Source organism: Actinotalea ferrariae CF5-4 (genome assembly GCF_000603945.1).
In the GTDB taxonomy this organism is placed as follows: Bacteria; Actinomycetota; Actinomycetes; order Actinomycetales; family Cellulomonadaceae; genus Actinotalea; species Actinotalea ferrariae.
On the sequence record NZ_AXCW01000106.1, the window covers coordinates 1 to 15244 of the forward strand.

The 15244-nt window shown below is 73.8% G+C and carries 13 protein-coding genes and 1 riboswitch; of the genes, 9 read left to right on the forward strand and 4 right to left on the reverse strand.

Going from position 1 to position 15244, the window contains the following annotated elements; genetic code table 11:
- Positions 1 to 1803 (forward strand): hypothetical protein (locus N866_RS21380; RefSeq protein WP_034226232.1); only part of this gene is annotated, 1803 nt, incomplete at its 5' end.
- 29 nt (positions 1804 to 1832) lie between these two features.
- Here N866_RS21380 and N866_RS10705 read toward each other — a convergent pair.
- Positions 1833 to 2552, reverse strand: a complete 720-nt coding sequence (locus tag N866_RS10705; RefSeq protein WP_052022904.1) for an SDR family oxidoreductase — start codon at positions 2550 to 2552, stop codon at positions 1833 to 1835.
- A 112-nt stretch (positions 2553 to 2664) separates the two neighbouring features.
- A complete protein-coding gene (locus N866_RS10710; RefSeq protein ID WP_052022906.1) occupies positions 2665 to 3444 on the reverse strand; it encodes a glycosyltransferase family 2 protein in 780 nt (259 codons plus the stop codon).
- Between the two features lie 222 nt (positions 3445 to 3666).
- On the opposite strand from N866_RS10710, the gene idi reads away from it, so the two are divergent.
- Genes idi through N866_RS10750 form a run of 8 tightly spaced genes read left to right on the forward strand, consistent with a single transcriptional unit; the run spans position 3667 to position 10246 of the window.
- Complete coding sequence (gene idi / locus N866_RS10715) at positions 3667 to 4206, forward strand: isopentenyl-diphosphate Delta-isomerase (protein WP_034226235.1); 540 nt, start codon at positions 3667 to 3669, stop codon at positions 4204 to 4206.
- Positions 4203 to 5312 (forward strand): polyprenyl synthetase family protein, encoded by a 1110-nt coding sequence (locus N866_RS10720; RefSeq protein WP_052022908.1) that lies wholly within the window; start codon positions 4203 to 4205, stop codon positions 5310 to 5312. Before idi ends, N866_RS10720 begins: the two co-directional genes overlap by 4 nt.
- A complete protein-coding gene (locus N866_RS10725; protein ID WP_052022909.1) occupies positions 5309 to 6238 on the forward strand; it encodes a phytoene/squalene synthase family protein in 930 nt (309 codons plus the stop codon). Before N866_RS10720 ends, N866_RS10725 begins: the two co-directional genes overlap by 4 nt.
- Positions 6235 to 7935, forward strand: coding sequence for a phytoene desaturase family protein (gene crtI / locus N866_RS10730; protein ID WP_034226236.1), 1701 nt, complete (start codon positions 6235 to 6237; stop codon positions 7933 to 7935). The genes N866_RS10725 and crtI overlap by 4 nt, the downstream gene beginning before the upstream one ends.
- 10 nt (positions 7936 to 7945) lie before the next feature.
- On the forward strand, positions 7946 to 8320 hold the full coding sequence (locus N866_RS10735) for a lycopene cyclase domain-containing protein (protein WP_052022910.1): 375 nt from the start codon (positions 7946 to 7948) through the stop codon (positions 8318 to 8320).
- Entirely contained in the window at positions 8317 to 8703 is a 387-nt protein-coding gene (locus N866_RS20915; RefSeq protein ID WP_052022911.1) for a lycopene cyclase domain-containing protein, read from the forward strand. Before N866_RS10735 ends, N866_RS20915 begins: the two co-directional genes overlap by 4 nt.
- Positions 8700 to 9587 carry a prenyltransferase gene (locus N866_RS10745; protein WP_245612527.1) on the forward strand — a complete coding sequence of 296 codons (888 nt, stop codon included), beginning with the start codon at positions 8700 to 8702 and terminating at the stop codon, positions 9585 to 9587. The genes N866_RS20915 and N866_RS10745 overlap by 4 nt, the downstream gene beginning before the upstream one ends.
- Positions 9588 to 9592: 5 nt before the next feature.
- Complete coding sequence (locus tag N866_RS10750) at positions 9593 to 10246, forward strand: GNAT family N-acetyltransferase (protein WP_245612529.1); 654 nt, start codon at positions 9593 to 9595, stop codon at positions 10244 to 10246.
- 150 nt (positions 10247 to 10396) lie between these two features.
- Here N866_RS10750 and N866_RS10755 read toward each other — a convergent pair whose 3' ends face one another.
- A complete protein-coding gene (locus N866_RS10755) occupies positions 10397 to 11404 on the reverse strand; it encodes a ribonucleotide-diphosphate reductase subunit beta (RefSeq protein ID WP_034226238.1) in 1008 nt (335 codons plus the stop codon).
- A gap of 92 nt (positions 11405 to 11496) precedes the next feature.
- Positions 11497 to 14400: a ribonucleoside-diphosphate reductase subunit alpha gene (locus tag N866_RS10760; RefSeq protein WP_081802559.1), complete on the reverse strand. Its 2904-nt coding sequence runs from the start codon at positions 14398 to 14400 to the stop codon at positions 11497 to 11499.
- Between the two features lie 136 nt (positions 14401 to 14536).
- A riboswitch (cobalamin riboswitch) is annotated at positions 14537 to 14756 on the reverse strand.
- Positions 14757 to 15244: the final 488 nt, after the last annotated feature.

A 15244-nucleotide genomic window follows, 5' to 3' on the forward strand; every position in this document is an offset into this window, starting at 1 on the left:
GCCGCCCTGTCCGCCGCCGGCACCGCCGGGTCCGTCACGGGCCTCGCCGCCCTGATCGCCGCGGTGCCGACGGGCATCGCCGCGGCCGTGGCCGCCGTCCTCGTCACGGGCGGCCTCGTCGTCGCCGGGGCGACCGGTCTGTTCTCCGCCGACGACGCACCCGTGGTCGCCTCCGAGCCCGCGGCGGGGGTCGACGACGAGGCGAGCGGCGACGAGGCGAGCGACGACGACGGCGCGGGAGCGGAGGGCGCGACCGACCCTGCCGGTGACGGTACCGACGGACCTGCCGACGAGGGCGCGCCGGTGACCGAGCCCGACCCCGGTGGCGCACCTGCCGGCGCGCCGCCGTCGGACGACGCGTCCCCTGTCGCCGTCCCGGGCGCAAGCGGCGGGACGACGAGCGGCGGGACGACGACCGGTGGGACCACCCCGGGCGGGACCACGCCGGGCGGGACCACGCCGGGCGGGACCACGCCGGGCGGGCCGCCGGCTGGAGACCCGGGCCCGGCCGACCCCGCCGACCCGGACCCCACCGACCCCGACCCGACCGACCCGACCGACCCCGACCCGACCGACCCCGACCCGACCGACCCCGACCCGGAGCCGTTCGTCGCGCTCGCGGTGGCGACGCCCTCCGAGGTCCAGGTGCAGGCCGGCACGCCGACGCTCGTCGCCGTCCAGGTCACCAACACCGGGACCGCGGCGGCCGAGGAGGTCCGGACCGAGCTGGAGTTCGCCGACGGGACCCGCTGGGAGCTCGAGGCGCTCGGCGCCCCGCCCGCCGGAGCGGGCTTCGCGGTGGCGCGGGACGCCGACGGCGGCTGGACGTGCGCCCCGGACGTCGCGGACGCCGAGCACGTCGGCGTCTGCACCTTCCCCGACCTGGCGCCCGGCGCCTCGACGACCCTGCACGCCCGCCTCGTGGTCGACCCCGCCTCCCTCGACGGCGAGACGGACCTGCCCGTCGGCCTGCGCACCTGGGCGCCGGGCCACACCGCGCGCCCGGAGGCCGTGCGGCTGCCCGGCGTCGTCCGGTCGCGGCCGGCGGTGCTCGACGCCGCCCTGGTGCTGCCCGACACGGCGACGGAGCCGGTCACGGCCGACGGCCCGCGCAGCGCGACGGTCCGCGTGACGAACACCGGGGGGACCACGGCGCGGGCCGTCACGGTCGAGGTCGCGCTGCCGGCGCTCCCGCTGGTCGTGTCCGGTGACGGCTGGGCCGCCTGCCCCGCGGGGGTCTGCCGCGAGGTCGACGTCCCGGCCGGTGGCGCCACCGAGGTGCTCCTGGCGCTGCGGGCCGACGCCCCGCCCGTCGGGTCCGACGTGATGGTCCCGGTCGGCGTGACGGCCGCCGGCCGCGTGCTCACCGGCGAGGTCCGCGTCGTCGGTCCCCCGGCGCCCCCGCGGCCGGCGGAGCTCGAGGTCGTCCTCCCGCCGACGACGACGCTCGTGGACCTTCGCGGCACGGTGGAGGTGACCGTGCGGAACACCGGCGGCACCCTCGCCCCCGACACCCGCCTGACGATCGACCTGCCCGGTGGTCTCGCGGTGGACACGGACCAGCCGCTGCCCGACGGCTGCACCGCGGCCCCGCAGGGCACGAACATGACCGTCACGTGCGACGTCGGCGGCCTGGCCCCCGGGGCGGCCGTGACGCGGTCGGTGGCCGTGGTGACCGCGGGCAGCGGCCCCGACGGCAAGGTCGTGACGGCCGTGGTGACCAGCGGGACGACCACCGCCACCGCCACCAGCACCGTCGCGATGGTCGGACGCGGGGGGATGGCCGGCCCGGTCGCCGTCTGACGCAGGCCGTCTGACGCAGGACCGGCGGGTCAGGCGCGGTCGGCGGTCTCCTCGATCGCGTCGAGCGACCCGTCCCCCGGCTCGCCGCGGCCGGCGGCCTGGACGGCCGCGTCGACGAGGTCCTCGCCCGACGCCAGCTCGAGGGTCAGCCCGACGACGGCCGCCTCGTCCAGCAGCCCGACGATCGTCCGCGCGACGTCGTCGCGGCTCACCGACGCCTGCGTGGCGGCCTCGCCGAGCGACGGCTCCAGGCGCACCTTCCCGGTGCCCGGCTCGTCGGTCAGGCGGGCGGGGCGCAGCACCGTCCAGTCCAGCGACCGGCTGCGCAGGTCCGCCTCGCTCGCCGCCTTGGCGCGCAGGTAGGGCCCCATGGCCTCGTCGTCCACCTCGTCGGCGCGGTCCGCACCGACGGAGGAGACGAGCACGTACCGGCTGACCCCGGCCTGCTCCGCGGCGTCGGCGAGGAGCGCGGCGCCCGCCCGGTCGACGGTGTCCTTGCGCTCGGCGGACGAGCCCGGGCCCGCGCCGGCGGCGAAGACGACGGCGTCGGCGCCGTCCAGCACCGGGGCGAGCTCGCCCGCGCTGCTGTGCTCCATGTCCAGGACGACGGCCTGCCCGCCGGCCGCCTCGACGTCCGCCGTGTGGGCGGGGTTCCGGACGAGCCCGACCGCCTGGTCGCCGCGCTCGGCGAGGAGGCGGGTGAGGCGGAGGGCGATCTGGCCGTGGCCACCGGCGATGAGGATGCGCATCCGGCCACGCTAGGTGGGGCGTCGTCGGGCCGCATGCGCTGGGGGCGGGCGGTCTCAGGGCCGGTCTCAGGGGCGGTCGTGGACCCGCGGCCGGGCCGGCGCCGGGGGATGGTCAGGCCGAGGGGCCGGCCGACGGACCCGGCGGCAGGAGCCGCGGGCCGCCGTCGGGGTGGCGCAGGCGGTGCTCCCACCGGCGCCACGACGGGCTGGTGGAGCGGTGCGCCGCGACCGTCCGGAACCCGCGGGCGAAGCGCCGGCGCAGCTGCCGGACGCCCTGGAGCGACCGGCCGGACACCCCCACGCGCAGGGTGCGGTCGCGGCGGATGCGCGCGCCGGGACCGAGGGCGAAGGCGAGGTCGGTGTCGTCGTGCACCTCGGGGTCCCACCGGTTCACGCGGTCCCGGACGCCGAGCCACGCCGTCCGCCGCAGCGCCATGTTCGAGCCCCACAGCGGCGGGTGGGCCAGGGCGCCGTGCAGCGACGTGTAGTACGCGCCGAGGTAGATCCGCGCCAGCAGCGGGCCGCGCGGGCCGAGGTCGTAGAAGTCGCCGTCGCCGGTCAGGGCGTCCAGGTCCGGGTCGGCGTCGAAGGCCGCCGTGATCCGGGCGAGCCAGTCCGCCGGGGCGCGGGTGTCCGCGTCGCACCGGACGATGACGTCGCCGACGGCCGCGTCGTAGCCCGCGGACGCGGCGGCCGGGATGCCGGGTCGCGGCTCGACGACGACCCGGGCGCCGTGCTCGAGCGCGACGGCGACGCTGTCGTCGGTGCAGCCGTTGTCGACGACCACCACCTCCAGCGGCGCGAGGGTCTGCCCGGCGAGCGCGCGCAGGCACTGGCGCAGGGCGACGGCGTCGTCCTTGACGGGGATGACGACGGACAGCGAGGGGGTCACGACGCTCCCGGGTCGGGGTGGATGCAGGTTTCTCTTGCTGCGAACACGCGCCGGGGAAATCCGGGGCCTCTCGACTCCCCGTGCGCGATCGATCACCATGGTGCACCAGGCGCTGTGGCTCAGGGGGAGAAGAACCATGTCCGGAACAACGGACCAAGGTCCCGCGCCGCCCTATGCTCAGCGTGCTGAGTATTCGCCGTCGTCCCCGGAAGGTCCCCTCGAATGACTGCTCGTGAGACCGTCGTCCTCCTCGACGACGACGGGACGCGGACCGGGACCGCCGACAAGGCGACCGTCCACACCACCGACACGCCCCTGCACCTGGCGTTCTCCTGCCACCTGCTGGACGCCGAGGGCCGGGTCCTCGTGACGCGCCGCGCCCTGAGCAAGAAGACCTGGCCGGGTGTCTGGACCAACTCCGTGTGCGGCCACCCCGCGCCCGAGGAGTCCTTCGAGGACGCGATCCGCCGGCGCGCGGCCGACGAGCTGGGTACGCAGGTCACGGACATCACGCTCGTCGCGCCGGACTTCCGCTACCGGGCGGTCGACGCGTCCGGCATCGTCGAGAACGAGGTGTGCCCCGTCTTCACCGCGCGCGTCGTGGGCGACCTCGCGCCGCACCCGGACGAGGTGATGGAGGTGGCCTGGGTCGCGCCGGAGGACCTGCGCCGCGCGATCGCGTCCGCGCCGTGGGCGCTCAGCCCGTGGCTCGTGCAGCACGCCGACGACGTCCCGCTCCTGCACGAGGGGGTGGGGGTGTGACGCTCAGCCCGCTGGCGCAGGGCGCTGCGCTGTTCCGACCGCACCCCGACGTCGACCTCCTGCTCCGCGACGTGCTGGAGTCGGCGCGTGCCCGCGCGCACGTGTTCGGCACCGAGTACGAGCTCATCTGGTCCGAGATCGCCCGCAGCGTGCGTGGCGGCAAGCGGTTCCGGTCCGCGATCGTGCTCGGCACCCACGAGGCCCTCGGTGGCTCGGCCCAGCGCGCCGCCGTCGAGGTCGCCGCGGGGTTCGAGCTGCTCCACACCGCCTTCCTCATCCACGACGACCTCATCGACCACGACTGGGTCCGGCGCGGCAAGCCCAACCTCGCGGCGACGATGCGCGCCGTGTCCATGGCGACGGGCTCGGAGGAGGGCCCGGCGCAGCAGTGGTCGGAGGCGGCCGCGGTGCTCGCCGGGGACCTCGCGCTGACCCGCGCGCACCGGCTCATCGGCGGCGTGGACGTGCCGCGTCCCCAGGTCGAGCAGCTGCTGGACCTCCTGGACGAGACGCTGCTCGTCTCCGCGGGCGGCGAGCTCGCCGACACCGCCTACGGGCTCGGGCTGCACGTGCCGGACCTCGACGAGGCGCTCCTCGTCTGCGAGTCGAAGACCGCGATGTACTCCTTCCGCGCGCCCCTACGGGCCGGGGCGATCCTCGCCGGCGCGTCCCTGGCCGAGCAGATGGAGCTCGACCACGTCGGGCGGCTGCTCGGGCGGGCGTTCCAGCTCGTCGACGACCTGCTCGGCGTCTTCGCGCCGGAGGACCGGATCGGCAAGAGCAACATCAGCGACCTGCGTGAGGGCAAGCACACGGCGCTGGTCCTCCGCGCGCAGCAGCTGCCGGTCTGGGACCGGATCGCGCCGGACTTCGGGCGGCCCGACCTGGACCGGGAGACGGCGGACGCGATGCGCGCGGCGCTCGCGGGCTCGCCCGCGCCCCACCTCGTCGAGGACCACGTCCGTCAGGACCTCGCGGAGGTCGAGGTGCGCTGCGTGACGGCTGACCTGCCGGACGCCATGGTGGAGTTCGTCGCCGGGATCACCGGGCACGTGCGCACGGCGCTCGACGACGTCGTCGAGCACGTCCGGGCGTCGGCCCGATGACCAGCAGGCTGAGCCTGTACGACGCGGTCGCGCACCGGGCCGCGGACCTGGTGGTCCGGGAGTACTCGACGAGCTTCGGCCTCGCGACGCGCATCCTCCCGTCCGCCCAGCGGGGCCGGATCCGCGACGTCTACGCCCTGGTCCGGCTCGCCGACGAGGTCGTCGACGGCGCGACGGAGGAGGTCGGCGGCGACGTCGCGGACGCCCGCGTGCGCCTCGACGCGCTCGAGGTCGAGACCGAGCTGGCGATGCGCACCGGGTACAGCACCAACGTCCTCGTGCACGCCTTCGCCCGGACGGCGCGGGAGGCGGGCTTCGGGCCGGAGCTGACGGCGCCGTTCTACGCGTCGATGCGGATGGACCTCGACACCACCCACCACGACGCGGAGAGCTTCGACCGGTACGTCTACGGGTCGGCCGAGGTCGTCGGGCTCATGTGCCTGAGAATCTTCCTGCTCGAGGAGCCCTCGACCGTCCGGGAGGCTCGGTACCGTGAGCTGACGCCCGGTGCCCGGGCGTTGGGCGCCGCCTTCCAGAAGATCAACTTCCTTCGGGACCTGGCCGACGACGCCCTCCGGCTGGGTCGGAGCTATTTCGTGGGGGTCGACCCTCAGCGCTTCACCGAGGAGCAGAAGACCGCCGTGCTGGCCGACATCGCCCAGGACCTGCGCGTCGCCCGCGACGCCATCGACCGACTCCCCGCCGCAGCCCGACCGGCCGTCGCCGTCGCGTGCGAGCTCTTCGCGGAGCTGACGCGCCGGCTCGAGGCCACCCCCGCGGCCGCGCTGCTCACCACGCGGGTGAGCGTCCCGACGCCCGTCAAGCTCCGGGTCGCGGGCCGCGCGCTGCGCGAGCACGGCCGGCTACCAGGGCCGACGTCGCTGCTGGGCCGGGTCGGCGGGCGTCCCGCCGGAGCGGTCCGATGAGCGGGCAGGCGCGGGCCCCGCAGGGCGCGGACGGCGAGCCGCGGCGCGCCGTCGTCGTCGGGGGCGGCATCGCCGGCCTGGGTACCGCGGCGCTGCTCGGTGCCGAGGGCTACGCGGTGACGCTGCTCGAGGCGCGCGAGGACGTCGGCGGCCGCTCGGGGACGTGGCACTCCGACGGCTTCACGTTCGACACGGGGCCGTCCTGGTACCTCATGCCCGAGGTGTTCGACCACTTCTTCCGGCTGCTCGGCTCGACCGCCGACGAGGAGCTCGACCTCGTCGGCCTCGACCCCGGCTACCGGGTGTTCTTCGACCGGTTCCCCCCGCTGGACGTGCGCTCGGACCTCGAGCACACCGTCGCGTCGTTCGAGGCGATCGAGCCCGGCGCCGGGGCGAAGATGCGCGCCTACCTCGAGTCCGCGTCCGACACGTACCGCGTGGCGCTGCGGCACTTCCTCTACACGACGTTCGCGTCGTACCTGCCGCTGCTCCACAAGGACGTCCTGCGGCGGCTGCCGCGGCTGGCGACGCTCCTGACGAAGAACCTCGAGACGTACGTCGCCGAGCAGTTCCAGGACCCGCGCCTGCGTCAGGTGCTCGGGTACCCGGCGGTGTTCCTCGGCTCGGCGCCGCGCCTCACGCCGAGCATGTACCACCTCATGAGCCACCTGGACCTGACGGACGTCGTCTACTACCCCCAGGGCGGGTTCACCGAGCTCATCGCCCGTATCCGGGCGATCGCCGAGAAGCACGGGGTCGAGGTCCGGACGCAGGCCGACGTCGTCGGGATCGCGACACAGGACCTGCCGCCGGCGCCCGGGGTGCGCGGCGAGGCGGAGCGCCGGCTGGGCCGCCGCCTCGGTCAGCAGGCCCGGGTGACCGGCGTGGACTACCGCGACGCCGAGGGGCGGATGCAGCACGTGGCGGCGGACGTCGTCGTCAGCGCGGTGGACATGTTCCAGACCGACAGCCGGCTGCTGCCCGAGCACCTGCGCGGGCACTCCCGGCGCTGGTGGGACAAGCAGCTGCCCGGGCCGAGCGCGGTCCTGCTGTACCTCGGCGTCACGGGCCGGATCGAGGAGCTCCAGCACCACTCGCTGTTCTTCACCGAGGACTGGCAGCGCGGGTTCGACGCGATCTTCCCGAAGGGGCAGCGTCGGGCGGCGTCGGCCGGTCCGCACGTGCCGTTCCCGAGCCCCATGTCGATCTACGTGTGCCGGCCGAGCGCGACGGACCCCTCCGTGGCGCCGGAAGGCGACGAGAACCTCTTCGTCCTGGTGCCCGCCCCGGCGGACACGCGGCTGGGTCGCGGTGGCGTCGACGGCGCGGGCGACCCGTGGGTCGAGGCGACCGCGGACGCGGCGATCGCCCAGATCGCGCAGTGGGCCGGCGTGCCGGACCTGGCCGAGCGCATCACGGTGCGCCGGACGGTCGGACCGGCCGACTTCGCGGAGGACCTGCGGACCTGGCACGGCACGGCGCTGGGCCCGGCCCACACGCTGCGGCAGAGCGCGATGTTCCGGGCGGGCAACGCGTCCCGGAAGGTCGCGGGGCTCTACCACGCGGGTGGCACGACCATCCCGGGCATCGGCCTGCCGATGTGCCTCATCAGCGCCGAGCTCGTGATCAAGCGGCTGCGCGGGGACACCTCGACCGGTCCGCTCCCGGAGCCGCTGCGTCCGGCCGGGCGCCGGTGATCACGCACGCATGATCGGCTTCTCGTACCTGGCCGTCCTGCTCGTCTCCATCACGGGCATGGTCGTGCTCGACCGGCGGTTCCGGCTGTTCTTCTGGGTCGCGCCGGCGCGCGCCGCGATGGTCCTGCTCCTCGGTGTCTCGGTGTTCCTGCTGTGGGACGGCTTCGGCATCCTGCTCGGGGTCTTCTTCCGCGGCCAGACCGAGTTCATGACCGGCGTGCTGCTCGCCCCCGAGCTGCCGCTGGAGGAGCTGTTCTTCCTCGTGCTGCTGAGCTACCTGACCATGAACGTCTACGGCGGGCTGCGCCACGTGCTGGGTGAGGACGTGACCGACGACGGCGCCGTGCCCGCTCGGGCCGCCGACGTGGCGGGCGGTGCGCGATGACCTACGCGCTGCTCAACGTGCCGTTCCTGCTGCTCGCCGTCGTGGCGCTGGTCGTGGCGCGGGTCCGGACCGGTCGGCCGGCATGGAAGCCGCTCGCGGGGACGATGGCCGTGCTGCTCGTCCTCACCGCGATCTTCGACAACTTCATGATCATGGCCGGGCTCGTGGCCTACGACGACGCCCAGCGCATCGGCCTGCAGATCGGCGTCGCGCCGATCGAGGACTTCGCCTACGCCGTGCTCGCGGTGATCCTCCTGCCGGCGCTGTGGCACCTCATCGCGCCGTGGGGCGGTCGGCGCTCGCGGGCGGCTGCGGCGTCGTCGTCGGCCGGGTCTGCCGGTGGGACGATCGGGGAGACGACCCGACGGACGGAGACGACGTGACGACCACCGCGCACCGGGGACCCCTCGGTGTGGTGCGGGAGCTGACGCTCAGCTCGCGGCCGCTGAGCTGGGTCAACACCGCGTACCCGTTCGCGGCGGCGTACGTCATGAGCACCCGCGAGGTCGACGCCGCTCTGGTGGTCGGGACGCTGTTCTTCCTCATCCCCTACAACCTGCTCATGTACGGGATCAACGACGTCTTCGACTACGAGTCGGACCTCAAGAACCCGCGCAAGGGTGGCGTCGAGGGGGCGCTGCTCGACACGCGCCTGCACCGGACGACGCTGCTGGCCTCGACGCTGCTGCCGCTGCCGTTCGTCGCGTACCTCGTGGCGATCGGTGACCCGCTGTCGTGGCTCGTGCTCGCGTTCTCGCTGTTCGCGGTCGTCGCGTACTCGGCGCCGCGGCTGCGGTTCAAGGAGCGCCCGGTCCTGGACTCGATGACGTCCGCGACCCACTTCGTCTCGCCCGCGCTGTACGGGTTCGTGCTGGCGGGGGAGGGGATCTCCGCCGCGGCGTGGATCATCCTCGCCGGGTTCTTCCTGTGGGGGATGGCGAGCCAGGCGTTCGGGGCGGTGCAGGACGTCGTCGCGGACCGGGCTGCGGGCATCGGGTCGATCGCGACGGTGCTCGGCGCCCGTCCGACGGTGTGGTTCGCGTTCGCGCTCTACGCCGTCGGTGGGCTCCTCATGCTGGCGCTGCCGTGGCCGGGGCCGCTCGCGGCGCTGCTCGTGCTGCCGTACCTGGCGATCGTGTGGCAGTTCCGCGGGATCACGGACGCGACGGCCGAGACGGCGAACAAGGGCTGGCGGCAGTTCCTCGGCGCGAACTACGTCGTCGGCTTCCTGGTCACGATGCTCCTCATCTGGGTCGCCCTCCGCTGACCGCCGTGCGCTCGCGGTCCGACCTGTCGCCGGGCGCGCACGTCGGCAGCGCCTGGCACGATGAGCCGGGTGACGAGCTGCCGCCCGACCCGGTCGTCCGGGAGCCCGGCGTGACGGAGCCCGGTGGGGCCGAGCCCGGCTCGTTCGCGCCCCTCGCGCTGCACCTCGCGACCGAGCGCCTCGTCCTCACCGCCCAGACCGACGACGACGCCGCCTGGATGGCCGAGCTGCTCACCGCCCGGGACGACGGGCGGACGTGGACGACCGACGACGCCCTCGACAAGATCGCCACGATGCGGCAGACGATCGCGTCCCTCGGGATCGGGGTCCTCGTCCTCCGCCGCCGGCCGGCCGGCGAACCCCTCGGGTACTGCGGGCTCGTCGTCGGCCGCAGCACGGTGGCGGAACCGGAGGTCGCCTACGAGCTGCTGCCCTGGGCGCACGGTCACGGCTACGCGACGGAGGCCGCGCGCGCCGTCGTCGACGCGGCGTTCGCCACGGGCCGCACCCGGCTGTGGGCGACGATCCGACCGTGGAACGCACCGTCGCTGCGCGTGGCGCAGAAGCTCGGCTTCCGCGCGCAACGCGTCGCGACCGACGACGACGGCGCCGTCATCTGGCACGTCCTCGACGCCCCGGAGGCCGGCCGACGGCTGTGAGCCAGGGAGCCGCATGGCGACTCCCACCGTCACCGGACCGCCGGCACACCCGAGTCGGTCCTCGCTGCGGTGAGGGTTGGAGCCGGATGGCAGCTCCAACCCTCACCGCTGGGTGCCTGCGCGACCTGCGCGGGCGTCCGCCGGAGTCGCTCAGCGGGCCGACGACGCCGCGGCGTTGACCTCGTAGCTCGTGTTGGTCGCCTCGAAGAAGTTCACGAGCTGCAGGGTGTCGTTCGCCGCGGCCATCCACTTCGCCGGGTTGCTCACCCGGTAGTGCGGCTCGAAGCCGAGCTCCTCCAGGCGACGGTCCGCGAGGTAGCGGACGTACTGGTTCACGTAGTCGGCGTTGAGGCCGAGGATGCCGTGCGGCAGCAGGTCGCGGTTGTAGCGCTCCTCCATCTCGACGGCGTCGAGGACCATCTGGCGGATCTCCTCGGCGAACTCCGGCGTCTGCAGGTCGGGGTTCTCCTCCAGCACGGTCAGGATGAGGTTGATCCCGAACTTCAGGTGCAGCGACTCGTCGCGGACGATCCAGTCGATGAGCGAGCCGAAGTTCCGCAGCAGGTTCCGCTGCCGGAAGCTCAGCGCGACCATGAAGCCGCTGTAGAACCAGATGCCCTCGAGGACGACGTTGTACGCGACGAGGTTCCGCACGAAGTCGCGCTTGCCCTCGGTGGTCGAGATGTCGATGGTCTGCTCGGTCATCCGGCGGATGTAGTGGACCTCGAACTCCTCCTTCGCGGCCATCGACGGCACGGTCACGTGCGACTCGTAGGCCTCCGTCCGGTCGATGGGGAACGTCTCCAGGACGTACTCGAACGCCATGCAGTGGTTGGCCTCCTCCCACATCTGCTTGGCGAGGTAGAGGTGCGCCTCGGGGGCGTTGAGGTACGGGTACACGCCGAACGCGAGCGCCTTGTTGACCAGCAGCTCGCTGGGGTTGAAGTAGCTCATGAGGAACGTGACGGCGTGCTTCTCCTCGTCCGTCATGCGCTGGAAGTCGGCGAGGTCCTCGCCGAGCTGGATCTCGTTGGGGAACCAGGTGTTCGCGACGGCCTGGTCGTACAGGTCCATCGCCCACGCGTACCGGACGGGCTTGAGCAGCAGACCCTCGGCGATGCCGGTGCCGAGGATCGAGGGTGCGGCGGTGGTGGTCATGGGTGGGTCCTTCCGAAGGGTCGGGTGCTCGGGGCGCGCTGCGCCGCAGGCGGGGGCAGGCGTCCCTGGGAGCGGGGGAGGGTGTCAGGGCGTCACTGGCAGGAGTCGCACTGCAGGCGCTCCATCGGGTCCACGGGGCACGCGACCCCGTCGACGACGTCGAGCCCCAGGTCGTCCGACATCGCGTCGTCGGGCGACTCCGCCGACGGCGACCCGACGGCGGAGGGCGCCACCGTCGGTGGTGTCGGGCTCGCCACGCCGGCGAACCCGAACCCTCGGCGCGCCGGTGCCGCGGTGGCCGTCGACTCCCCGCCGGCGAGCGGCGTCGTCGTCCGGTCACCTTCCGCGACAACTCCGTCCGCCGGCGCACCTTCTTGTCGCGAAATGCGATCGGCCGGTCGGGTGGTGAGCGCCGGTGGGGTGGCAGGGGTGAGCGCTGCCGACAGCGCGGGTGCCGGTGCCGGCGCGCTGGCCCCGGCCGGGGCTGCCGCCCGGCCGAAGCCGACCCGTCCCGACCGCCCGGCCGCCGGACCGTGCGACTCGGCCTTGTTGACCCGCACGGTGCTCTGCTCGGCGGTGTGCCGCGGCTTCATGTGCAGGTAGTACGTCGTCTTGACGCCCCGCTCCCACGCGGCCCGGTACAGGTCGGACATCTCGCCGACGTCCCGCGACGCGAGGTAGATGTTCCGGCTGATCGCCTGGTCGACCCACTTCTGCGCCCGCGCCGCGACCTCGACGAACGCGTACGGCGACACCTGGAACGACGTCCGGTACACCGCCACGAGCTCCTCGGGCACGCCCGGCACCGCAGCGAGGTCGCCCTGCGCCGCGAGCAGGTCGTCGCGCACCCGCTCCCACAGACCGCGGGCCTGGAGGTCGCGGACGAGGTTGCGGTTGACCTCGAGGAACTTCCCCGACGACGTCGCGCGGCTGAAGATCTGCGAGAACTGCGGGTCGAGTCCGGGGGTCGTCCCGGCGACGAGGCCGATGGACGCCGTCGGCGCGATGGCCAGGAGCGTCGCGTTGCGCATGCCGCCGGCGACCTTGGCGCGCAGCGCGTCCCAGTCCAGGCGCACGCCGCGGTCGACGGTCACGGGCACGCCGCGGTCCGCCTCGAGGCGGTCCAGCGTGTCCACCGGCACGAGGCCGTGCGACCACCCCGACCCGGCGAAGTTCGGGTACGCCCCGCGCTCGCGGGCCAGCTCCGCCGACGCGTCGATCGCGTGCCAGCTGATGTGCTCGAGCAGCCGGTCGGCGAGGTCAGCGGCCTCGGGGGAGTCGTACGCGAGGCCGAGCTGCTCGGTGACGTCGGTGAACCCCATGACCCCGAGCCCGACGGCCCGGTTCGCCGAGTTCGCGCGCTCCGACTCCGCCACCGACGACAGCGTGATGTCCACGAGGTTGTCGAGCTGCCGGACCGCGAGCCGGGTGGTCCGCTCCAGCCGCTCCCAGTCGATCGCGAGGTCACCCGAGCCGGCCGTTGCGCCGCCGTCGGCCGCCGGCACCAGGTGCGCAGCCAGGTTCACCGACGCGAGGTTGCAGACGGCGATCGTGTCCCGGTCCTGCGGCAGCGTGATCTCGGTGCACAGGTTCGACAGGTGGATGGTGCCGGTGTTGTCGTTGAGCGCGCGGGTGTTGACCGAGTCCTTCCAGGTCAGCCACGGGTGCGACGTCGACTGCAGCGTCACGAGCATCGCCGTCCACTGCTCGCGCGCCCGCAGGCGCCGGTGCCGGGGCAGCCGTCCCGCCCGGGCCTCGGCGACGTAGTGCGCGTACCGCTCCGAGAACGCCGCGCCGGTGAGCTCGACGAGGTCCGGGGTGTCCGCGGGGTCGAAGAGGTACCAGTCGTCGTCCGCGGCGACGCGCTTCATGAACTCGTCGCTGATCCACACCGCGGTGTTGGCGGTGCGCGTGCGCCGGTACGGGTCGCCGGAGTTCTGCCGCAGGTCCAGGAACTGCGGGAAGTCCAGGTGCCAGTTCTCGATGTAGAAGCACAGGGCGCCGAACTTCTTGCCGCCGCGGGAGACCGCCCGCAGCGTCGAGTCGATCGTGTGCATGAACGGGATCGGCCCGGTCGACGTCGTGTTGTTGGACCGGATCCGCGACCCCTCGGAGCGCAGCTTCGTCACCGACAGCCCGATCCCGCCCGTGCCCTTGGTCAGCCACATGACGTTCCGGATCGACGTGGCGATGTGCTCGATGTCGTCGTCCATCTGCATGACGAAGCAGTTCGACAGCTGCGGGTACGACGTCCCTGCGTTGACCAGCGTCGAGCCCGCCGGCAGGTAGTCCAGCCGCGCGATCGCGTCGTAGAAGCGGACCGCCGCGGCCGTCGCGTCGTCCTCGGTGAGCGACAGGCCCATGGCGACGCGCATCCAGAACCACTGCGGCACCTCGAGCGGCCGCCCGTCGGGGCCCGCGAGCATGTACCGGTTCCGCATCGTGACGGTGCCGATGTAGCGCAGCCGCTCGTCATGGCGGTGGTCCAGGGCCGCGGCGAGCGCGTCGAGGTCGAAGTGGGTGGCGAGCCGCGGGTCGAGCAGCCCGAGCTCGACGCCCTCGCGGACGTACCCGGGGAACCGGGCCTGGTGCAGCAGCGCCAGCTCGTGCTCGGTCTCGTAGCCGCCGAGGACGCGCTTGTGGATCACCTTGCGCAGGAGGCGGGACGCGACGACGTCGAAGTCCGGGTCGTCCTTGACGTTCTGGACGGCGACGGCGATCGCCGCCTCGTCGAGCTGCTCGGTGGTGATCCCGTCGAACAGGGTGATGGCGAGCTCGCTCGCGACCTGCGTGACGATGCTGATCGGGTCCGGCAGGCCGGCGGTGGCCCGCTCGATCGCCCGGTTGATGCGGTCGGCGTCGTAGGGCTCCCGCGTGCCGTCGCGCTTGGTCACGTGGATGCGGCCGGCCGCCGACGACGGCGCGGCGGGGGCTGGGGAGGTGCCGGGCGCGGCGTCGTCGGCCGCTGCTCGGTGCTCGAGGTCGGTGAGGGTCATGCGCGTGCTCCCAGGACGGGTCCGAGGTGCGGAGCCCATGGGCGCACGACGGAGGACCCGCCGACGCACGCGTGCGCCGGCACAGCACCGACCGCCGGGCAGCCCTCCCGCGAGGCTCCACGACCACCACGCACCGGCGGTGCGCGGACCGATGGCAGGTCTTCGGACTCGTGGGCTCGCGCGCCGGTCCGTCGACCTGCTCGCACCTACCGGCCGTCGCTTCCCAGGTGTGCACCCAGTGCGTCTGACGGCTCTCGTTCCCACTCACCGCTGCGGGGCAGTCCCGGAGTCGCACCGGGTTCCCTCTTGCCTCACCGGAGTGGATTCCCCGGTGAACCGTCGGTGCGCCCGACCCTAGCGGTACGCACCGGGGTGACCACAACATCTAGCGGTGAGTGGCGCGCGTGTCGCTACATCTGGTGGCGATGGGTTCCGGCCGGATGCGTGCCCGGGTACCGCGGGCCGCGCGCCCGGGTTGCCGCCACAACACTCTGGGGAGTGTTCGTGGCGTTATCCGGCACGAACGTTCCCCAGAAGTGCTGGTGCTGGGGGGCGGGGGTCCGGACGCGGCCTCCGGTGGTGGGCATGCCGGTCTGCCGGCAAGCGAGTGTGGTCGTCGTCATGGCCGAGAAGGCGCAGTTCAACGTGTATCTCCCGCCCGAGCTCATCCGGGCGGTCAAGCACCGGCACGCCAACGACGCTCGGGTTCCCCGCAGTCGCGCCGCCGGTCGTCCGGCCCATCCGGTGTAGTGCAGCCCGCGGCCGCTCAGCGTGTCCGGGCTGACGGAGGCGGCGCCGTAGTCGATCAGGGCGGGGTTTACCGGCTCATCGCAATCGAGGGTGT

What these genes read in the sequence shown, in the direction of transcription:
- N866_RS20915 (WP_052022911.1), top strand. Translation starts at nt 8,317, where the DNA reads ATGACCTACGCGCTGCTCAACGTGCCGTTCCTGCTGCTCGCCGTCGTG.
- crtI (WP_034226236.1), top strand. Translation starts at nt 6,235, where the DNA reads ATGAGCGGGCAGGCGCGGGCCCCGCAGGGCGCGGACGGCGAGCCGCGG.
- idi (WP_034226235.1), top strand. Translation starts at nt 3,667, where the DNA reads ATGACTGCTCGTGAGACCGTCGTCCTCCTCGACGACGACGGGACGCGG.
- N866_RS10755 (WP_034226238.1), bottom strand. Translation starts at nt 11,404, where the DNA reads ATGACCACCACCGCCGCACCCTCGATCCTCGGCACCGGCATCGCCGAG.
- N866_RS10760 (WP_081802559.1), bottom strand. Translation starts at nt 14,400, where the DNA reads ATGACCCTCACCGACCTCGAGCACCGAGCAGCGGCCGACGACGCCGCG.
- N866_RS10735 (WP_052022910.1), top strand. Translation starts at nt 7,946, where the DNA reads ATGATCGGCTTCTCGTACCTGGCCGTCCTGCTCGTCTCCATCACGGGC.
- N866_RS10725 (WP_052022909.1), top strand. Translation starts at nt 5,309, where the DNA reads ATGACCAGCAGGCTGAGCCTGTACGACGCGGTCGCGCACCGGGCCGCG.
- N866_RS10705 (WP_052022904.1), bottom strand. Translation starts at nt 2,552, where the DNA reads ATGCGCATCCTCATCGCCGGTGGCCACGGCCAGATCGCCCTCCGCCTC.